This window comes from Xanthomonas sp. XNM01 (genome assembly GCF_014851915.1).
In the GTDB taxonomy this organism is placed as follows: domain Bacteria; phylum Pseudomonadota; class Gammaproteobacteria; order Xanthomonadales; family Xanthomonadaceae; genus Pseudoxanthomonas.
Genome location: NZ_JACVAP010000009.1, coordinates 31,649 through 49,228, shown reverse-complemented (window position 1 = coordinate 49,228; position 17,580 = coordinate 31,649). Strand labels below are relative to the sequence as shown.

The following is a 17,580-nucleotide window of genomic DNA, read 5'->3' as shown; positions in this document are numbered from 1 at the left end:
TCCGCGGATTTCATGATGGCCCGAGCGCTCCGCGCTCACCCCAAGGCCGAATACACGACTGCAACCGATCCGCTTCGCCCGTCAATGATCACGCTGTGTGCTGTTGCAAAGGGAGTCCATACATGAACTGTTAGACGCGGCGGGAATCACTTGTGCGTTTCCGTCGAGACGACGAGCTGCCATACAAGTCCTTCTTTGCCGAAAGTGTGCTGGCGGCAATCCGCGTAGTCTTGTCTTGAAAGTTCGTCAATGTGCGCGGCACGATTTCTATAGCTTGCTGTGAGGATTGCCAATGCGTAACGAAGCCCTTGAGGATCGAGGATCCAAGTAGAGCCGGTCCACTTTCTAGTGAGCTCAAGAAAGCAACGAATCAAGGTGCTAGTTTCACGTCGGTCTTTGCTATGAATGACCGTTTGAAGGAAGTGAGCGAACGTACCCAGTTCGGGGGGCTTTCGTTCTGTGTCAATGCAATAGGCCGCTATGCGACCAATGTCCTTATCCTTCTTGTCATCGCTTAGGTCTTGATTGGCTGTCAAGAGCGCGAGCGGTATTAGAATGCGGCTAACAACTTCAGCCTCAACCGCTTTGCACAGGCCAATTACAGCCGGAGACCATTCAAGTTGCGGGTCCGACTCAAGTTGGGTAGCAACGTGCTCCGCAGTCGCCACAAAGCGCAATGAATGTGGAGCCAGCACTTCAGCGCGCTTCTCTGAAGCCCGGAAAGTTCTTTCGGCCTGGCGCAACTGATCAGCAGAAACCAGCGAGAGAAGTGCTTCAGCCAGTTGCTCTGCGCGCAAATCGTCTGTGGCTGTGCCGGCCTTGATCTCGTATAGAGATAGCAACCGTCCATAGCATCCGTTGCAAAGCTTTCTCGACCAATCGCTTGAGTACAGAGTGATCAGCTTCGATTTCTTTGCTTCACCACACCGAAAGCATCTAAAAGCTGCTCCCTCAGAAAGGCGGAACTGCTGTAGCGGCCCGCGCTTTGGGTAGGTCTTTGAAATATTCGACGGCACCGGATCCATAAGTCTGAGCGTCTAACTACTATTGGACCGCTCCCCAGCGGCGTAGCGCCGAGTATCCCCGATCCATCCCTGTTTGCCTATCGGGCAAACCCCACCCGAAATCAATGCGTTGCCGGGCGGGAGTAGATACGACAGCCATCAACGCCGGCAGTGTTATCCGACGTTGAAGAGGCCATATTGGATACGCCCGCGAAAGCGAGGGCGTAACGGGTGCGGCAGCGCCGCACCTGCTTCGGTACGTCCCGTTAACGCACTACGCGGCCAGGCACCTTCCAGCTGCGCCACAGCCCTTCGCCGGCATACACCGCCAGGCCCAGCCAGATCGCGCCGAAGCCCAGCGCACGCGCGGCGTCGAAGGGTTCGTGGAAGAACCACACGCCGAGCAGCAGCACCATCGTCGGTGCGATGTACTGCAGCAGGCCGACCACCGACAGCGGGATCCGGCGCACGCCGTAGGCGAAGCCGATCAGCGGTACCGCGGTGACCACGCCGCCGAACACCAGCAGCAGGTCGGTGCCCAGGCTCCATTCGCCGGTGAAGCCGCCGCCGTGCCCGGCCTCGGCCCAGCCCAGGTAGGCCAGCGCCGGCAGCACCAGGAACAGGCTTTCCACGCCCAGCCCGCCGACCGGATCGACCGACACCAGCTTGCGCACCAGCCCGTACAGCGCGAACGACACCGCCAAGCCCAGCGCGATCCACGGCGGCGAGCCGGCCTGCCAGGTCAGCCAGGCCACGCCGACCGCGGCGCAGCCGATCGCCAGCCACTGCAGGCGGCGCAGGCGCTCACCCAGCACCAGCACGCCGATGACCACGTTGATCAGCGGATTGATGAAGTAGCCCAGGCTGGTCTCGACCACATGGCCGGCGTTGACCGCCCAGATGTACAGCGCCCAGTTGAAGGCGATCACGACGCTGCTCAGGGCGAGCGCCGGCAGCGCGCGCGGCTGCGCGGCGATCGTGCGCAGCCAGCCCAGGCCGCCGCGCAGCAGCAGCCAGCCGACCACCAGCACGGTGCTCCAGATCACACGGTGGGCCATGATCTGCATGGCCGGCACGACCTTGAGCAGATGCCAGTACAGCGGCACCACGCCCCACAGCACGAAGGTGCCGGCGGTGACCGCCAGGCCGCGACGGTCGATGCCGTCCGTCTGCGTCGCGACATTCATCGGCGCAGCACCCGGGCCAGGCTGATCACCACCACGCCGGACAGGATCACCACCATCGCGCCGACGTCGTGCGCGGTGAACCGCTCGTGCGCCAGCCATACGCCCAGCGCCACCGCGATCACCGGATTGACGTAGGCGTAACTGCTGACCAGCACCGGGCGCACGTGGTGCAGCAGCCAGACGTAGGCGGTGAAGGCCACGATGGAGCCGAACACCGCCAGGTAGGCCAGCGCGGCGATGCCGTGCGGGGTCGGCGCGGTGGTGAAGGACTCGCCGCGCAGCAGGCCGACCGCGACCAGCAGCACGCCGCCGCAGAGCATCTGCCCGGCCGCGGTGATGAACGGCGACGGCAGGTCGCGGCCGCGCGACCAGACCGAGCCGAATGCCCAGCCGATCGGCGCGATCAGCAGCAGGACCAGGCCGGTCGGGCTGGCCGACAGGCTGCTGCCCGAGTTCAGCCAGACCACGCCGGCGAAGCCGACCGCCAGGCCCAGCCATTCGATGCGGCTCGGGCGCTGGCCGAAGATCACCCCGAACAGCGCCATCCACAGCGGCACCGAGGCCACCGCCACCGCGGCCAGGCCCGAGGACACGCTCTGCTCGGCCAGCACCACCATGCCGTTGCCCAGCAGCAACAGCAGCGCGCCCATCACCGCCAGGTTCTTCCACTGGGCGCGGGTCGGCGCAGCGTGTCCACGCCAGCGCAGGAAGGCGTACATCAGGCCGCCGGCGAGGATGAAGCGCCCGCCGGACACGGCCGTCAGCGGCGGCCAGCCGCCCTCCAGGGCGAAGCGGATCGCGAGATAGGTCGAGCCCCAGACCACGTAGACCAGGGTCAGGGCGACAGCGACAGCCAGGCCGGCGGCATGGGCCGGGGCCTGCGGGGAAGCGGACATGGGGGAGAACGCCGGGCGGGACCGCGCAATTCTAATCCAGCCCACCGCCACGGCCGCACCCTGCTGGTGCAAATCAGCGTTGCGCCGCGGCCGGCCCTGGCCTGCTGCCGGGCCCGGGCCGCGTTGCTTCCCCGGTCAGCCTGGCAGGCGCAGAATCGCCCTGTCCGCTGATGAGGTCACGACGATGAAACTCCAGGCACTGACACTCGCCCTTCTGCTCCCGCTTGTGGCCCTGCCCGCCCAGGCGGCCCGCCAGGTCACCGATCCCGACCTGCCGCGCGCCCTGCCGGCCGATGGCAAGGCGGTGAGCGTGGAGTGGAGCGACCCCGCCCGCTTCTCCGACATCCTCTACAGCGGCAACCGCTGGGAAGCCGAGCGCGGCGACTGGGTCACCCAGATCGCCAGCTATCTGCAGGACCGCGCCGACAAGCGCCTGCCGGAGGGCCAGCGCATGGATGTCACGATCACCGACATCCAGCGTGCCGGCCGCTACGAGCCATGGCTGGGCGTGCGCTACGACTCCGTCCGCATCATGCGCGACATGTACCCGCCGCAGATCAGCCTGAATTTCCGCATCACCGATACCGACGGCCAGGTGGTGGCGGAGGGCGAGCGCAAGCTCCGCGACTCGAGCTATCTGCAGAACGTGCGCAGCACCGACACCGATGCGCTGCGCTACGAAAAGCGGATGCTCGACGACTGGCTGCGGCGCGAGATCCCGGTCGACCGGTCGGTCACCAGCCGCTGATCGTTGCGGGCGCGGCACGCGACCGGGTGTCGCGTGCCGCTCCTGCGGTCCGCCGCCAGGCGACGGACCGCCGGTACCGCACGTGCGCGTCAGAACTCCGGAGCCAGGGCGCGTTCGATGTCCTCGCGGCGGGCGTTGGTGAAGTTCTTCGCCAGTTCCGCGGCGACCCGCGCCTTCGTTTCCTCGTGCAGCAGCGGCCGGATCTGGCCCAGGGTCTGGGGCTCGGCCACCAGCACCAGATGCGCGTAGCGGCCGCCCAGCGCGTCCTCGTTCAGGCGCTTGGCGAGCTGGCGCGCGAACGAGGCCTCATCCACCTCCTTGGGTGGCACGTCCGCCGGCAGCACCGCCGGCATCTCCCCTTCGGCAGGATCGAGGGTCAGGCTTTCCTCCTGATGCAGCTTGACCGCTCCGGTCTCGCTGCCAAGGTTGCGGAACAGCCGGGCCGAAGCTCCGTCGGCCACCAGGACCAGGGCTTCTTTGGGAATCCTGCGCATGTCGTCTCCTCGGGTGTTGGCATGTGGAAGGCGATCGCCGCGTTGCGGGGATGCAACCGCAGCCTAGGCACGCCGGTGTTAGGGATGTGCGCAGGCGATGTCATGATTCCGTCCGTCGCCAGTGCGCCGTCGCGCACGTGCTTGCTTCCGGATGCGCCGCCTCCATCTTCTCCATCACGCCCGCATGCACCATGCCCGCATGCCTCGAACAGGGAACCGCCGATGAGCCGCTTCGACCTCACCCCGCCCACTGCCGCGCAACGCGATGCGCTGGCCGCCGGCCTGTCCGCCGACGAGCGCCGCGTGCTGCTCCAGCACGGAACCGAAGCGCCGTTCTGCGGCGTGTTCCTCGACAACAAGCGCGAAGGCACCTACTGCTGCAGGCTGTGCGGGCTGCCGCTGTTCCGCTCGAGCAGCAAGTTCGATTCCGGCACCGGCTGGCCGAGCTTCTTCGCGCCGTACGACGAGTCCCACATCGGCCGCATCCGCGACATCAGCCACGGCATGATCCGGACCGAGATCGTCTGCGCACGCTGCGGCAGCCACCTCGGCCACGTGTTTCCCGATGGCCCGCCGCCGACCGGCGAGCGCCACTGCCTGAACTCGGTCTCGCTCTCCTTCACCGGCGATGGCGAACCGCTGCCGGACCCGCTGCAGCGCGGCGGCGCCGAGACCGGCCCCGCCTGAATGCGGCACCGGCGGCAGCGCGGGTTGGCAGCGCCTCCGCCTTCCGGTACACAGGCAGCCTGCCCGCCGACGGATGCCGCGCCATGAAGTTCGCCCTGCTGGTCTACACCGACCCCGCCCTGCTGCAGGCGCTGCCGGCGGAGGAGTACGACCGGCTGATGCGCGACTGCATCCACCACGCCGATGCGCTGCGTGCCGACGGCAAGCTGCTGGGATCGCAGAAGCTGCAGCCGGCCGTGCAGGCACGCACGGTGCGCATCCGCGAAGGGCGCCCCAGCGTGTTCGACGGGCCGTTCGCCGAAACCAAGGAGCTGCTCGGAGGCGTGAACATCCTCGAGGTCGACACGCTCGAGGAAGCGGTGGCCATCGCACACGACTTCCCGTGGGCACGCTACGGCAGCATGGAAGTGCGCCCGCTGGACGACCTCGAACACGAACGCGTCCGCGTCGGCGCCTGACCCACGCACCACCCGCACGCCGCGTTGCGGCATGCCGCTCCACATGCGCGGCGGACGAACACGCCGCGGCGACGAGGCCCGTGCACGCGCGTTCCAGATGCCGGGCACGCCGGCGGCGTGCGCGGCGGCATGCGCGTCACGGATCCGCGGCGTGCAGCTAACACATTGGTCGTAGGCCGGGCCGATCCGGCGTTCTTCACGCGTTCGAGCACACACACGGCTCATATACTCGGCCCCCGTTTTCTCACGAGGCCTCCCCCATGACCTCCCCCACGCACGCCGCCGCGCCGGCCGGCGCCACCGCGGCGCGTCCCGCCAGCCTGCGCCGCTCGGTCTCCAACACGCTGAAGGGCTCGGCCGGCAATCTGGTCGAGTGGTACGACGTCTACGTCTACTCGGTGTTCGCCAAGTACTTCGAATCGCAGTTCTTCTCGCCCGAGGACAAGAACGCCACGCTGTACGTGTGGGGCATCTTCGCGATGACCTTCCTGATGCGCCCGATCGGCGCCTGGTACTTCGGCCGCTTCGCCGACCGCTACGGCCGGCGCCTGGCGCTGACGGTGTCGGTGTCGGTGATGGCCGCGTGCTCGTTCATCATCGCGATCACGCCCACCGTGGCGACGATCGGCATCGCCGCGCCGATCATCCTGCTGATGGCGCGCCTGCTGCAGGGCTTCGCCACCGGCGGCGAGTACGGCGCCAGCGCGACCTACATGTCCGAGGCCGCGATCCCCGGCCGCCGCGGCTTCCTGTCCTCGTTCCACTACGTGACCCTGGTCGGCGGCCACGTGCTGGCGCAGGCCACGCTGCTGGCGATGCTGCTGGCGTTCGACACCTCGCAGATCTCCGAATGGGGCTGGCGCGTGGCGTTCGGCATCGGCGGCGCCGCGGCGATCGTGGTGTTCTGGCTGCGCCGGACCATGGACGAATCGCTGGAGGTCGCATCGATCGAAGCGGCCAGGTCCGGTGGCGCCCAGGCCAGCGGCTCGCTGCGCGAGCTGTTCGTCAACCAGTGGCGTCCGCTGCTGCTGTGCTTCCTGATCACCGCCGGCGGCACGCTCGCGTTCTACGCGTACTCGGTCAACGGCCCGAAGATGATCCAGACCGCGTTCGCCGGCGACGACGAGATCGTCGGCACCTGGATCAACCTGGGCCTGCTGACCTTCCTGATGCTGCTGCAGCCGGTCGGCGGCTGGCTGTCGGACAGCATCGGCCGCAAGAGCCTGCTGGTGTTCTTCGGCGTCGGCGGCGTGCTCTACACCTGGTACCTGGTGACCGCGCTGCCGCAGCAGACCAGCGCGCTGTCGGCGTTCGTGATCCTGGGCATCGGCTTCGTGATCCTCACCGGCTACACGTCGATCAACGCGGTGGTGAAGGCCGAGCTGTTCCCGACCCACGTGCGCGCGCTCGGCGTCGGCCTGGGCTACGCGCTGGCGAATTCCGCGTTCGGCGGCACCGCGCCGCTGGCCTACCAGGCCGCGCTGAAGTCCGGCCACGTTATGACCTTCGTGATCTATGCCACGGCGGTGATCGCGGTGTCGCTGGTGGTCTACGTGTTCTTCCTGAAGAACAAGGACCAGAACTGGCTGGACGACGAGGCGCACATGCACCAGCGGGTCGGCCGGCGCGGCTGACCGGCCGCCCGAGCGCACTGCGACGACGCCGGCCGATGCCGGCGTCGTCGTGTCAGGGCGTCCCGTCGAAGCGGTAGATGTCCATCGCCAGGAAGCCCATGTCGATGCCCGCGTCGATCCGCTGCGCGCGCATCGGCGTACCGCCGGCGCCCATCGCCACGTACAGCGGCAGCAGGTGCTCGTCGGTCGGATGCGCCCGCTCGGCAAACGGCGCCTGCCGGCGGTAATCCAGCAGTGCGTCCACGTCCTCGTCCGCCAGCCGCTGCTCGACCCAGTCGATGAAGGGCTGCACGTACGGCGCCTGACGCGCCTGGTCGTAGCGGCGCCAGTCGTGCAGGTTGTGGGTGATGCTGCCCGAGCCGATCACCAGCACGCCTTCGTCGCGCAGCGGCGCCAGCGCGCGGCCCAGCTGCAGCTGGTGCTGCGGATCGAGCCCGGGCTGGATCGACACCGGCACCACCGGAATGTCGGCATCGGGATACAGCAGGCGCAACGGCACCCAGACGCCGTGGTCCAGGCCGCGACGCGGATCGATGTTCGGCGCCAGCCCCGCTGCTTCCAGCAGGACGGCCACACGCGCGCCCAGTGCGGGATCGCCCGGCGCCGGATACCGGATGTCGAACAGCGCCTGCGGGAACCCGCCGAAATCGTGGATGGTTTCCGGCTGCGCGGCGCCACCGACCAGCGGCGCGCGCGCCAGCCAGTGCGCGGACGCGACCACGATCGCGCGCGGACGCGGCAGGGTGCGGGCGAGCTCGGCCAGGCGCTGTCCGACCAGGCCGGGCTCGAGCGCGGTCATCGGCGAGCCGTGCGAGACGTAGAGCGACGGCATGCGTGACATGGAAGACCTCCGTGGGCGCCGGCACGACAGGGCCGGCATCGGGATGACAGGCTATTCCCTCATCCATCGCGGATAAACTCGACAGAAATCCAATCACTGTTTCGCCAGGAGAAACAATGGACACCCTCGACGCGATGCGGACCTTCATCGCCGTGGTCGACCGCAACGGCTTCAGCGCCGCCGCCGACGCCCTCGGCCAGTCCACCGCCCGGGTGACGCGGCAGATCGCCTGGCTCGAGCAGCGGCTCGATACCCGCCTGCTCAACCGCACCACCCGGCGGATCAGCCTGACCAGCGCCGGTACCGCCTACTACCAGCGCTGCCTGCAGCTGCTGGCCGAGTTCGACGACATCGAGGCCACGGTCGGTGCGCAGGCGCAGACGCCGGCGGGCCTGCTGCGGATCAACGCGCCGGTCAGTTTCGGCATCGCCAGGCTGGCGCCGGTGCTGGCCGGCTACCGCGCGCGCTATCCGCAGGTGAGCATCGACCTGTCGCTGTCGGACCGCCTGGTGGACATGGTCGAGGAAGGCTACGACCTGGCGATCCGCATCACCCGCGCACCGGCCCCGACCCTGATCGCGCGCCGGCTCGGCGAGGCGCGGATCCTGCCCTGCGCTTCGCCCGCGTACCTGGAGCGGATGGGCATGCCACGCCAGCCGGCCGACCTGGCCGGCCACCAGTGCCTGGGCTACAGCTACTGGTCCGGCGGCAACGAATGGACGCTGCAGGGTGCGGACGGCGAGCACGTGGTGCGCGTCGATGGCGGCCTGCGCGCCAACAACGGCGACGTGCTGCGCGAGGCGGCGCTGGCCGGCATGGGCATCGTGCTGCAACCCGATTTCCTGGTCGGCGAGGACGTCGCCGCGGGCCGGCTGGTACGCGTGCTGCCGGAGTACACGCTTCCACCGATCGGCATCCATGCGGTCTACGCCAGCCGCAGCCATCTGGCGCCGAAGGTGCGCAGCTTCATCGATCATCTGGTCGAGGCGATGTCGCCCATCGCGACGTGAGCGGCCCGCGGCAGCGCAGCCGCGACGCGTCGCATGCATGCATGCACGGAAACGTCTGATTTCCCGGCGCGCTACGTGTTTTTCCTGAACGCCGGTACACGTTCGCCGTGTCACCTTTTTGTCATTTTTACATTTCACGTGCTATCCCGCAGATGCGTGTTCGGGGCACGCCTTCCTGTTTTCGATCCGCACGAGGTGCCACGTTGATCCTGTTCCTGACCCTGGCCGTGCTGGTCTGTCTGGTTGTCGCATCCGGCAGGTGGATCTGGATCAAGGCCGCGTTGCTGTCGCTGCTGCTGCTGTCGCTGAGCGCATGGTGGCTGGTCGACAGGCTCAGCGGCGATGGCCTCAACGCCGCCACGCTCTACCACCTGCGCACCAGCATGGAAGGCGCGGGCGTGGCCGACTTCACCCCGCTGATCGTGGCCGCGTCCTGCATGCTGCTGGCCTCGCTGCTGCCGCTGGCGCTGCCGAAGCTGCGCCGCCTGCATCGCAACGGCCCGGGCGTGGCGCTGTTCTGCGGCTTCGTCGCGGTGTACGCGGCGGCGGTGCTGGTCAGCCCGCTGCGCGCCGATGCCGAACGCCTGGTGCAGCGCATGCGCCCGGTCGATCCGTCGCCGGTCGCCGCCGAGTACCTGGTCCCCGACCGCCCGCTGGCGCAGCGCCGCAACATCGTCTGGATCTACGCCGAAAGCCTGGAACGCACCTACTTCGACGACGAGGTGTTTCCCGGGCTGATGCCGAACCTGACCAGGCTCGCCGGCGAGGGCCTGGATTTCCGCGACATCGCCTCGCCCGAGGGCAGCGGCTGGACCATCGCCGGCATGGTCGCCTCGATGTGCGGCGTGCCGCTGACCGCCGCGCGCGAGGACGAGAACAGCTTCGGCCGCATGGCCAGCTTCCTGCCCAACGCCTGGTGCCTGGGCGACTACCTCAAGCAGCAGGGCTACGCGACCGAATTCCTCGGGGGTGCCAGCGCCGAGTTCGCCGGCAAGGGCAACTTCCTGGTCAACCACGGCTTCGACGTGGTGATGGACCGCCGCCACTTCGAGGACAAGGGTGTGGCGCGCCGCCACTTCTCCAACTGGGGCGTGCACGACGACGTGCTGCTGGACGAGGCCTTCGAGCGCTTCGTCGCGCTGTCGCAGGGCGATGCGCCGTTCCTGCTGAGCGCGCTGACGATGGACACCCACCACCCGGCCGGGCACCTGCCGGTGGCCTGCCGCGACGTGCGCTACCGCAGCCGGCACGGCAACATCGGCCTGCTCAATGCGATCAAGTGCAGCGACCGGCTGATCGAGCGCTTCGTGCAGAAGATCCGCGACAGCGAGTACGCCGACGACACCCTGATCGTGATCGCCTCCGATCACCTGGCCATGCCCAACCACATCAGCCACGTGATCGACCGCATGCACCGCGAGAACCTGCTGCTGGTGCTGGGCAAGGACATCGCGCCGCAGCAGGTCACCCGCGGCGGCGGCACGCTCGACAGCGGCGCCACCGTGCTCAACCTGCTCGACCCGCAGATCGAGGCACTGGGCTTCGGCCGCTCGCTGGTGTCCGACAGCGTCGCCCGCAGCGCCAGCGTGGCCTACACCGATCCGGACGCGGACTACCTGCCCTACCTGGCCTACGCGCGCACGCTGTGGATGGGCGAGCGCACCCGCGAGCTGCTGGTCGACGAGGAGCGCGTGCTGGTCGGCAACCAGCAGGTGCAGCCGCCGGTGCTGCTGGAGTACGACCCGCAGTGGAACATCAAGGCGATGTACCTGGAGGACACGCCCAAGCAGTTCGAGACCAGCGAACCGGAGAACGTGCTGGCCTACGTCGACCGCTGCGCGGCCTTCGACGACCAGGCGCCGGCCGGCTGGTGCGCGCTGCTGGTCAACAGCAAGAACCAGGTGCGGATGTACCGGCCCGAACAGCTGCGCAAGGGCATCAGCGTGGATGCGCCGATGGCCGGCGCCGCCGAGGTGAGGCCCAGCGTGCGCCGGTCGGTCGCGCTGGGCCGCCAGGCCCGGCCGATGTGCGCCGGCAGCTACCGGCTGCAGGTGCAGGCGCGGCAGATGCCGGCCCAGCCGTTCTGGCTGGAGGCGGTGTCCGCGCGCGACCGCCGCGTGCTCGCCCGGCAGTGGGTGGACGCCAGCAACGGCGCGCTGCCGATCAGCCTGGCGCTGGGCCTGGACCGCGACGTGGACGACCTGCAGCTGCGCGCCTGGCTGACCTCGCCCGACGAGTTGGTGGTCGACGACGACGGCCTGGTCGCGGTCGGCGACGACAGCACCGGTGGCGGCGCCTGCGCGACCGCCTGAGCGCCGCGGCTTTTCACGTGATCTGTGCGGCCGCGGCGCTAGCGTGCCCGGCCATGGACAAGCACTCGACACCGATGCGGTGGCTGCTCGCCGCCACCGCCGTGGCCATGCCGCTCGTGGCCTGGGCCTCCCAGCGCGGCCTGTTCGGCCCCGACAACGGCACCATCTCCGATCGCTATCCGACCCTGCTGGTCGCGGCCGGGTACGCGTTCTCGATCTGGGGCGTGATCTTCCTGCTCGACCTGGCCTACGGTCTGCAGCAGGCGGCCGGACGTCACCGCGCCGACGCCCCGCTGGGCCGGATCCGGCCGGCAGTCGTGATCGGCTTCCTGCTGACCGCCCTGTGGATGCCGCTGTTCTCGCAGGGGCTGTTCTGGGTCTGCCTGCCGGTGATCTTCGGTGCGCTGGCGTGCCTGGGCTGGGCCGCGCTGCAGGTGACCCGCGCGATCGCCGCCGGCGGCGAGGGACTGCGACTGGCCTGGCTGGCCCTGTCGCTGCATGCGGGCTGGCTGTCGCTGGCCGCCTTCCTCAACCTCGCCCAGACCATCGTCGCCTACGAATGGCTGCCCGGCGAATGGCGTCTGGGCTGGAGCCTGGGCCTGTTCATGCTCGCCGCCGCGGTGCTGCTGGAACTCAACCGGCGCATGCACGGCAACCTCGCCTACGCCGGCGCCGCCCTGTGGGGCCTGGCGGCGGTGTACGTGAAGCAGGCCAACTGGGACCTGCCCGGGGCCGATGTCGCCGCCTGGACGGCAGCGGTCATCGCCGCGGTGCTGCTGGTGCAGACCGTCTGGCTGTGGCGCGGCCGTGGTGGCCGCCCTGCGCGCGCCACCGGCGGCTTCAGCGCCGCTCAGCGGTAACGCGCCTCCAGCAGGTCGATCTCGCGCACCAGCAGGCGCGCGGTTTCATCGGAGATGCGCCCCTGCCGGGCCAAGGCGAACACCGTCTCGCGCTCGGCCCGCATCCCCGCCAGCCGCAGCGTGCGCTCGGCCTGGTCGGCCCGGCGCAGCAGCGCCGGATCGACACCCGGTGCCGCGTCCTGTCCAAGCCGGCGCGTGTACAGCGCGATCACCCGCGTCGCCGCGCTTGCGTACAGGTCGGCGTCGGCCGGATCCGGGGGCAGCGCACGCTGGGCCTGTTCGATCGCGCCGATCGCCGCCTTCGCCCCTTCCTGCCGGGCCAGGTCCTCTTCCTGCCGGTGGCCGGGCTCCTCGGCCAGTTCGAGGCCGCGCAGCAGCCGCGGCAGGCCGATGCTGGCGATCAGCAGCGAGACCAGGATCACCGCCGCAGCCAGGAAGATCGCCAGATCGCGGGCCGGGAACGGGCTGCCGTCATGCAGGAGCAGCGGCAGGGTCAGCACGCCGGCCAGGGTGATCGCGCCGCGCACGCCGCTCAGCGACATCGCCGCGATCAGCCGCCAGGGTGGCGAGCGCCGGTCCTGTTCGCCCTGGCGGCGCGCGCGCAGCAGGCTCAGCCGCACCGACACCCACACCCACGAGAAACGCAGCAGCGCCAGGCCCAGGTTGATCGCCAGCGCATAGGCCAGCAGCCATGCGGGATTGAGGTGCCCGCTCTGCCGCACCGTCGTGGCGGCACCATCGAGGATGCCCGGCAGCTGCTCGCCCAGCAGCACGAACATGATGCCGTTGAGGCTGAACCGGATCGTGTCCCAGACCGCCGTGCGCTGGACCCGGGTGGTCGCCAGGGTGCGCCCGCTCAGTTCGACCCGGCTCATGGTCACGCCGGCGGCGACCGCGGCGAGGATGCCGGACGCCTGCAGGTGTTCGGCGATCAGGTACGCGCCGAACGGCAGCAGCAGGCTGATCAGGATCGGCGTGCCCGCCTCTTCGCCGAAGCGGCGCGACAGCGCGTGCTGCACGCGCGTGGCCATCAGGGTGAAGCCGACGCCGATGGCCACGCCGGCCAGCGCCACCCACAGGAAGGTCAGGGCCGCCGCGCCCAGCGAGAAACCGCCGCTCAGTGCCGCGGCCACGGCGAAGCGGAAGCAGACCAGGCCGGACGCGTCGTTGAGCAGCGACTCGCCTTCCAGGATGTGCATCAGACGGCGCGGGATCGGCACCCGGCTGGCGATCGCCGACACCGCGACCGGGTCGGTCGGCGAGACGATGGCCGCCAGCGCGAACGCCACCGCCAGCGGCATCGCCGGAATCATCCAGTGCACCAGCAGGCCGATGCCGAGCACGGTGAACACCACCAGGCCCAGTGCCAGGGCCAGGATGGTGCGGCGGTCGCGCTTGAGCCCCTCGTTCGGGATGCGCCAGCCATCCAGGAACAGCAGCGGCGGCAGGAACAGCAGGAAGAACACGTCGGGATCCAGCGCCACGCCGCCGTCGGAGAACGCGGCGATCGCCGCGCCCAGCGCGATCTGCACCAGCGGCAACGGCAGCGCGAAGGGCAGCACGCGCACCAGATAGCCGCTGGCCAGCACCGCCAGCAGCATCGCCAACACCATTTCGATCGAATGCATGCCCTGCATTCTAGGACCTGCGGTGCCGACGGCCGGTCCGGCTCCGGCGCGGAGCCTCGGCGATCGCCACGCCATGCGCGCGACGCGGCGGGGCTGCCTGCGATGACGACCCGCGCGCGAACGCACGCCGTGGAGACGCTGCGGACCGCCTGGCGTCATCGCCACCCATGCCGGGCGGAAGCACGCGGGCACCGGTCGTGTACAGACCGCATGCCGTGCAGCGCCGCAGCGCGTGGGCCGGGTTCAGCCGCAGCCGTCGGCCGTGTCGGGGCCCTTCCGGGCCTGGGCCACGCAATGGCCGAACCCGGCCGGCAGGCCACGCACCTCGTGGCGCGTGCCGACCGCCAGCACGAAGCTGTCCAGCGTCTGCCGCTGGCAATCGGTCTGCGAGGCGGGCGCGGCTCCGTCGACGGTGCAGTCGTCCGCGTAGACCAGGTAGCGGCAGTCGCCGCTGGCACTGGCGAAGCACTCGAAGGTGGCCACGCCGTCGCGCTGCGTGGTCTTGCTGAACAGCGTCTGGGTGCCGTTCTCGCTGGAGCGGGTGATGCTGGTCGTGCCGGGCTTGGGGTCGCAGCCGGACAGGGCCATCAGACAGGAAATCAGGGCGGTCACGATCCGCATGGCGGCAGCTCCGTTGCAGGGAAAGTGCGGCTCACATGCCGCGGAACAGGGTCATGAAGGGCTGGCTGACCGCCAGGACCTCGTCGCGCTGGCGCAGTTTCAGCCGGCCCTTGCCGGTGTCGTCGCGCACCACCGATTCGACCGCCTTGAGGTTGACGATGGTCGAGCGGTGGATCTGCCGGAACTGCATCGGGTCCAGCGCGTCCAGCAGTTCCTTCAGCGGCGTCCGCAGCAGCGACTCGCCATCGGCGGTGGCCACGACCGTGTACTTGGCGTCGGCGCGGAAGTAGGCGACGTCCTCGAGCATGATCAGGCGCGTCTCGCGGCCGTTGTTGGCGGTGATCCAGGCCAGCGGCGGGCTCGCGTTGGCCGCCGGCGGGCGCTGCGCCAGCTGCTGCAGCAGGGTGTCGAGCAGCGCCGGATCCGGGCGCCCCGCCGAGGCGCGCGCCTGCAACCGCTGCACCGTGGCCTGCAGGCGGTCGCGCGCGACCGGCTTGAGCAGGTAGTCGACCGCGCCGCGCTCGAACGCATCGATCGCGTACTGGTCGTAGGCGGTGACGAAGACCACCTGGGTGCGCGGACTGACCTCGTCCAGCGCGGCGGCGACCTCGATGCCGGTCAGCCCGGGCATGCGGATGTCGAGGAAGGCCACGTCCGGCTTGTGCAGCGCGATGGCCTCCAGCGCACCGGCACCGTCCTCGCATTCGGCGACGATCCGCAGCCCGGGCCAGACCTCTCCCAGCAGCAGCATCAGCGAGGTGCGCAGCAGTTCCTCGTCTTCGGCGATGACGCACTCAAGCATGGGAGTCGACTCCGGGCAGGGCCGGCGGCTGGGCCACCGGCGGGGTTGCGGCAGACGGCGGCGTCCGCACGGCCGGCGCCGTGGCGGGCGGCAGGCTCAGCGTCGCGGCGACGCCGCTGGGGAAGTTGGACACGATGGAAAACGTCGCGTTGGCGCCGTAGGTCAGGCTGAGCCGCTCGCGCAGGTTCTTCAGGCCGATGCCAGTGCCGGCGGTGCTGCTGCCGAAGCCCTGGCCATCGTCGGCCACGGTGACGGTGACGTGGTCGTCCATGCGCCGCGCCAGCACCCACACGGTGCCACCGCCGGTCTTGGGCTCCAGCCCGTGCTTGATCGCGTTCTCGACCAGGGTCTGCAGCACCATCGACGGCATCGGCGTGGCCAGCAGCGCTTCGGGAATGTCGAACTGCGACTGCAGCCGCGCGCCCATGCGGATCTTGAGGATTTCCAGGTAGGCGCGGGTGCGCTCCAGCTCCTCGCCCAGGGTCGACAGCGCATCGCCGTCGCGCGGCAGCGAGCGGCGCAGGTACTGGATCAGGTGGCCGAGCATCTGCTCGGCGCGCGGCGGATCGGTGCGCGCCAGCACCTGCGCGTTGGCCAGCGTGTTGTAGAGGAAGTGCGGCTCGACCTGGGCCTGCAGCAGGTTCAGGCGGGCCACGGTCAGCGCGTTGTCGGTGGCCTGGCGCTCGGCCGCATCCTGCTCGTCGCGGCGGTTGGCGGCGACCCGGCGCGAGAGCGCGCGCAGCAGCGCCTCGGCGTTCTCGTAGTTGCTGCCCTCGTCCAGCGCGAACAGGTCCAGCCAGTGCGGCGCATCCGGCTCGCACAGCAGGGTCACGCCGCTGGTGCCCTCGCCGGGCTGCACGGTGGCCAGCACCTTGTCGTGATGCACGGCGAAGCGCGCCAGCAGGTTCCAGCGCGACGGCTGGCGCCCGCCGAACGGATCGCTGCGGCGCACCTTGGCGCGGATCTGCAGGCTGCCGCGTTGCGGCTCGACCTCCTCCACCCGCGGCAGCTCGCGGACCGCCGACTCGATCACCGCGAACGCGGCGTCGGTATCCAGCGGCAGCTCGATCCGGCGCTGCTGGTGGCTGCTCAGCGTGGCCGCATCCAGGTGACCGGCGATCAGGCGGGTCCGCCGCAGATGGGTGATCGCGCTGAGGAAGGCGACGATGATCGTGCCCAGCGCCAGCATCCAGAACAGGCCGCCGGTGTCGCCGAACAGGCCGGACCAGACCATCCCGACCAGCAGGATCGCCATGAACCAGGCGAAGAGGATCCGGAAGACCAGGAACAGGCTGGAAGACACGCGGCACCACCACATCGATCAGGTGCGGCGAGCATAGCGACCACCGGGGCCGGCGGAAGGGGGCGTGCGACGAAACCGGCCACGGGCCGACGGAACCGGCATGGGCCGGCACGGAGACCGCGGGGGCCGTCCGCCCGCGGCCGATGCCGGCCTCAGGCCGGGGCCGGCGACGCCTCAGGTGGCGCCTCGCCCTCGATCCGCTCCCAGACACGACGGAACACCTGCCCGGCCTCGGCTTCGGTCAGCGGGCTGGCGACCACCGCCTCGCGCAGCAGGAAGGCCGCCAACCGCTCCTCGTAGCCGGCGTGCGGCTGGTTGAGCCAGGCGTCGTAGGCCGCGCACAGCACCGGCCAGTAGCGGGCGAAGCTGCGCATCGCGCGGGCGCGCGGAAGCCCGGGGTACCGCGGCAGCCAATGCGCGCGTTCGCGATCGATGTCGATCATGACGGCCTCGCGGCCGTGGGCGGACTGCGTCATGGGCGGAGCTTCCAGCAGATGGCCGCATCGGCCGTGGGCGCGCGTCGGGCAGGCAGGCTCGCAACGGCGGCGTCGCGCGGCGGTGAAAAACCTGCGCGTCGCGCCCGTGCCGGATGAAAGGTTCAGTCTCTGGCCTTGCGGATCAGGGTGATCTCGCCGGAGGTCTCCAGCACCGCCAGGGCGATGTCGGCATCGCTGTCGCATTCGGCCCGGCGCTTGGCGCCTTCGAAGTCGGCATGGCTGACGTTCTGCCGGCGCAGCACGCGTTCGAACACCTGCCCGTCGCGCGCCAGCAGCACCGGCTCGCCTTCGACGATGCGGTCCAGGCCCGGGAAACGCGCGGTCAGCGCGCCGACGATCCAGTTCAGCGCCAGCAGCGTGGCCGCCAGGATCAGGCCGCCGAGCAGCGACACGTCCTCGCCGATCAGCGAGTTCTGCACCGCGGTGCCCAGCAGCACCACCAGCAGCAGGTCGAATGGCGTGAACTGGCCGACCGCACGCTTGCCGGTGAGGCGCACCAGCAGCAGCACGACCACGTAGACCGCGATCGCACGGATCACGAACTCCCACCAGGGCATGGCGAGTTCGAACAGGCTCTCGAGCATGGTGCGTTCCGCAG

The 17,580-nt window shown here is 69.7% G+C and carries 18 protein-coding genes; 7 read left to right on the top strand and 11 right to left on the bottom strand.

Translation table 11 applies throughout. The features are described from left to right. Positions 1-146: 146 nt before the first annotated feature. From IB242_RS20210 to yedA, 3 genes are all read right to left on the bottom strand, one after another. Positions 147-1,025 (bottom strand): hypothetical protein, encoded by an 879-nt coding sequence (locus IB242_RS20210; protein ID WP_192283751.1) that lies wholly within the window; start codon positions 1,023-1,025, stop codon positions 147-149. 245 nt (positions 1,026-1,270) lie between these two features. Then, positions 1,271-2,191 (bottom strand): EamA family transporter RarD, encoded by a 921-nt coding sequence (gene rarD, locus IB242_RS20205; RefSeq protein WP_192283749.1) that lies wholly within the window; start codon positions 2,189-2,191, stop codon positions 1,271-1,273. Next, a complete protein-coding gene (yedA, locus tag IB242_RS20200; RefSeq protein ID WP_192283747.1) occupies positions 2,188-3,087 on the bottom strand; it encodes a drug/metabolite exporter YedA in 900 nt (299 codons plus the stop codon). The genes rarD and yedA overlap by 4 nt, the downstream gene beginning before the upstream one ends. A gap of 184 nt (positions 3,088-3,271) precedes the next feature. Here yedA and IB242_RS20195 point away from each other — a divergent pair, with 184 nt between their 5' ends. Then, positions 3,272-3,835, top strand: coding sequence for a DUF3016 domain-containing protein (locus IB242_RS20195; RefSeq protein ID WP_192283745.1), 564 nt, complete (start codon positions 3,272-3,274; stop codon positions 3,833-3,835). Positions 3,836-3,924: 89 nt separating this feature from the next. Here IB242_RS20195 and IB242_RS20190 read toward each other — a convergent pair whose 3' ends face one another. Beyond that, the gene (locus IB242_RS20190) at positions 3,925-4,329 is read right to left on the bottom strand and encodes a host attachment protein (RefSeq protein WP_192283743.1); all 405 of its coding nucleotides are present in this window, start codon (positions 4,327-4,329) and stop codon (positions 3,925-3,927) included. A gap of 222 nt (positions 4,330-4,551) precedes the next feature. On the opposite strand from IB242_RS20190, the gene msrB reads away from it, so the two are divergent. The 3 genes from msrB to IB242_RS20175 all read left to right on the top strand — a co-directional run bounded on the left by msrB (position 4,552) and on the right by IB242_RS20175 (position 7,108). Further along, positions 4,552-5,016 (top strand): peptide-methionine (R)-S-oxide reductase MsrB, encoded by a 465-nt coding sequence (gene msrB, locus IB242_RS20185; RefSeq protein ID WP_192283734.1) that lies wholly within the window; start codon positions 4,552-4,554, stop codon positions 5,014-5,016. Between the two features lie 83 nt (positions 5,017-5,099). Next, a complete protein-coding gene (locus IB242_RS20180; protein ID WP_192283732.1) occupies positions 5,100-5,474 on the top strand; it encodes a YciI family protein in 375 nt (124 codons plus the stop codon). A gap of 260 nt (positions 5,475-5,734) precedes the next feature. Then, the gene (locus tag IB242_RS20175) at positions 5,735-7,108 is read left to right on the top strand and encodes an MFS transporter (RefSeq protein WP_192283730.1); all 1,374 of its coding nucleotides are present in this window, start codon (positions 5,735-5,737) and stop codon (positions 7,106-7,108) included. A 52-nt stretch (positions 7,109-7,160) separates the two neighbouring features. On the opposite strand, the gene IB242_RS20170 is transcribed toward IB242_RS20175, so the two are convergent. Next, positions 7,161-7,949 carry a class III extradiol ring-cleavage dioxygenase gene (locus IB242_RS20170; RefSeq protein WP_192283728.1) on the bottom strand — a complete coding sequence of 263 codons (789 nt, stop codon included), beginning with the start codon at positions 7,947-7,949 and terminating at the stop codon, positions 7,161-7,163. A 116-nt stretch (positions 7,950-8,065) separates the two neighbouring features. Between IB242_RS20170 and IB242_RS20165 the strand changes: the two genes are divergently transcribed. The 3 genes from IB242_RS20165 to IB242_RS20155 all read left to right on the top strand — a co-directional run bounded on the left by IB242_RS20165 (position 8,066) and on the right by IB242_RS20155 (position 12,131). Next, the gene (locus IB242_RS20165) at positions 8,066-8,959 is read left to right on the top strand and encodes a LysR family transcriptional regulator (RefSeq protein ID WP_192283726.1); all 894 of its coding nucleotides are present in this window, start codon (positions 8,066-8,068) and stop codon (positions 8,957-8,959) included. A gap of 152 nt (positions 8,960-9,111) precedes the next feature. Further along, positions 9,112-11,271, top strand: coding sequence for a phosphoglycerol transferase I (locus IB242_RS20160; protein ID WP_192283724.1), 2,160 nt, complete (start codon positions 9,112-9,114; stop codon positions 11,269-11,271). A gap of 53 nt (positions 11,272-11,324) precedes the next feature. Then, positions 11,325-12,131 (top strand): hypothetical protein, encoded by an 807-nt coding sequence (locus IB242_RS20155; protein ID WP_343237187.1) that lies wholly within the window; start codon positions 11,325-11,327, stop codon positions 12,129-12,131. Here IB242_RS20155 and IB242_RS20150 read toward each other — a convergent pair. The 6 genes from IB242_RS20150 to IB242_RS20125 all read right to left on the bottom strand — a co-directional run bounded on the left by IB242_RS20150 (position 12,122) and on the right by IB242_RS20125 (position 17,566). Next, positions 12,122-13,759: a Na+/H+ antiporter gene (locus tag IB242_RS20150; RefSeq protein WP_192283722.1), complete on the bottom strand. Its 1,638-nt coding sequence runs from the start codon at positions 13,757-13,759 to the stop codon at positions 12,122-12,124. The two genes, IB242_RS20155 and IB242_RS20150, sit on opposite strands and share 10 nt — an antisense overlap. Before the next feature lie 243 nt (positions 13,760-14,002). Further along, the gene (locus IB242_RS20145; RefSeq protein ID WP_192283720.1) at positions 14,003-14,380 is read right to left on the bottom strand and encodes a hypothetical protein; all 378 of its coding nucleotides are present in this window, start codon (positions 14,378-14,380) and stop codon (positions 14,003-14,005) included. A gap of 31 nt (positions 14,381-14,411) precedes the next feature. Beyond that, positions 14,412-15,182: a LytTR family DNA-binding domain-containing protein gene (locus IB242_RS20140; protein WP_192283718.1), complete on the bottom strand. Its 771-nt coding sequence runs from the start codon at positions 15,180-15,182 to the stop codon at positions 14,412-14,414. Beyond that, entirely contained in the window at positions 15,175-16,485 is a 1,311-nt protein-coding gene (locus tag IB242_RS20135; RefSeq protein ID WP_192283716.1) for a histidine kinase, read from the bottom strand. Before IB242_RS20135 ends, IB242_RS20140 begins: the two co-directional genes overlap by 8 nt. A gap of 152 nt (positions 16,486-16,637) precedes the next feature. Then, the gene (locus IB242_RS20130; RefSeq protein ID WP_225540897.1) at positions 16,638-16,961 is read right to left on the bottom strand and encodes a hypothetical protein; all 324 of its coding nucleotides are present in this window, start codon (positions 16,959-16,961) and stop codon (positions 16,638-16,640) included. Positions 16,962-17,083: 122 nt separating this feature from the next. Continuing rightward, positions 17,084-17,566, bottom strand: coding sequence for a YetF domain-containing protein (locus IB242_RS20125; protein ID WP_192283714.1), 483 nt, complete (start codon positions 17,564-17,566; stop codon positions 17,084-17,086). Positions 17,567-17,580 lie beyond the last annotated feature (14 nt).

Excerpts from the sequence above, each read along its gene's own strand:
- IB242_RS20145 (WP_192283720.1), bottom strand. The coding sequence starts at position 14,380 with ATGCGGATCGTGACCGCCCTGATTTCCTGTCTGATGGCCCTGTCCGGC.
- IB242_RS20150 (WP_192283722.1), bottom strand. The coding sequence starts at position 13,759 with ATGCATTCGATCGAAATGGTGTTGGCGATGCTGCTGGCGGTGCTGGCC.
- IB242_RS20140 (WP_192283718.1), bottom strand. The coding sequence starts at position 15,182 with ATGCTTGAGTGCGTCATCGCCGAAGACGAGGAACTGCTGCGCACCTCG.
- IB242_RS20155 (WP_343237187.1), top strand. The coding sequence starts at position 11,325 with ATGGACAAGCACTCGACACCGATGCGGTGGCTGCTCGCCGCCACCGCC.
- IB242_RS20165 (WP_192283726.1), top strand. The coding sequence starts at position 8,066 with ATGGACACCCTCGACGCGATGCGGACCTTCATCGCCGTGGTCGACCGC.
- IB242_RS20180 (WP_192283732.1), top strand. The coding sequence starts at position 5,100 with ATGAAGTTCGCCCTGCTGGTCTACACCGACCCCGCCCTGCTGCAGGCG.
- IB242_RS20195 (WP_192283745.1), top strand. The coding sequence starts at position 3,272 with ATGAAACTCCAGGCACTGACACTCGCCCTTCTGCTCCCGCTTGTGGCC.
- IB242_RS20175 (WP_192283730.1), top strand. The coding sequence starts at position 5,735 with ATGACCTCCCCCACGCACGCCGCCGCGCCGGCCGGCGCCACCGCGGCG.
- rarD (WP_192283749.1), bottom strand. The coding sequence starts at position 2,191 with ATGAATGTCGCGACGCAGACGGACGGCATCGACCGTCGCGGCCTGGCG.
- yedA (WP_192283747.1), bottom strand. The coding sequence starts at position 3,087 with ATGTCCGCTTCCCCGCAGGCCCCGGCCCATGCCGCCGGCCTGGCTGTC.
- IB242_RS20160 (WP_192283724.1), top strand. The coding sequence starts at position 9,112 with ATGCGTGTTCGGGGCACGCCTTCCTGTTTTCGATCCGCACGAGGTGCC.
- IB242_RS20125 (WP_192283714.1), bottom strand. The coding sequence starts at position 17,566 with ATGCTCGAGAGCCTGTTCGAACTCGCCATGCCCTGGTGGGAGTTCGTG.
- IB242_RS20170 (WP_192283728.1), bottom strand. The coding sequence starts at position 7,949 with ATGTCACGCATGCCGTCGCTCTACGTCTCGCACGGCTCGCCGATGACC.
- msrB (WP_192283734.1), top strand. The coding sequence starts at position 4,552 with ATGAGCCGCTTCGACCTCACCCCGCCCACTGCCGCGCAACGCGATGCG.
- IB242_RS20190 (WP_192283743.1), bottom strand. The coding sequence starts at position 4,329 with ATGCGCAGGATTCCCAAAGAAGCCCTGGTCCTGGTGGCCGACGGAGCT.
- IB242_RS20210 (WP_192283751.1), bottom strand. The coding sequence starts at position 1,025 with ATGGATCCGGTGCCGTCGAATATTTCAAAGACCTACCCAAAGCGCGGG.
- IB242_RS20130 (WP_225540897.1), bottom strand. The coding sequence starts at position 16,961 with ATGACGCAGTCCGCCCACGGCCGCGAGGCCGTCATGATCGACATCGAT.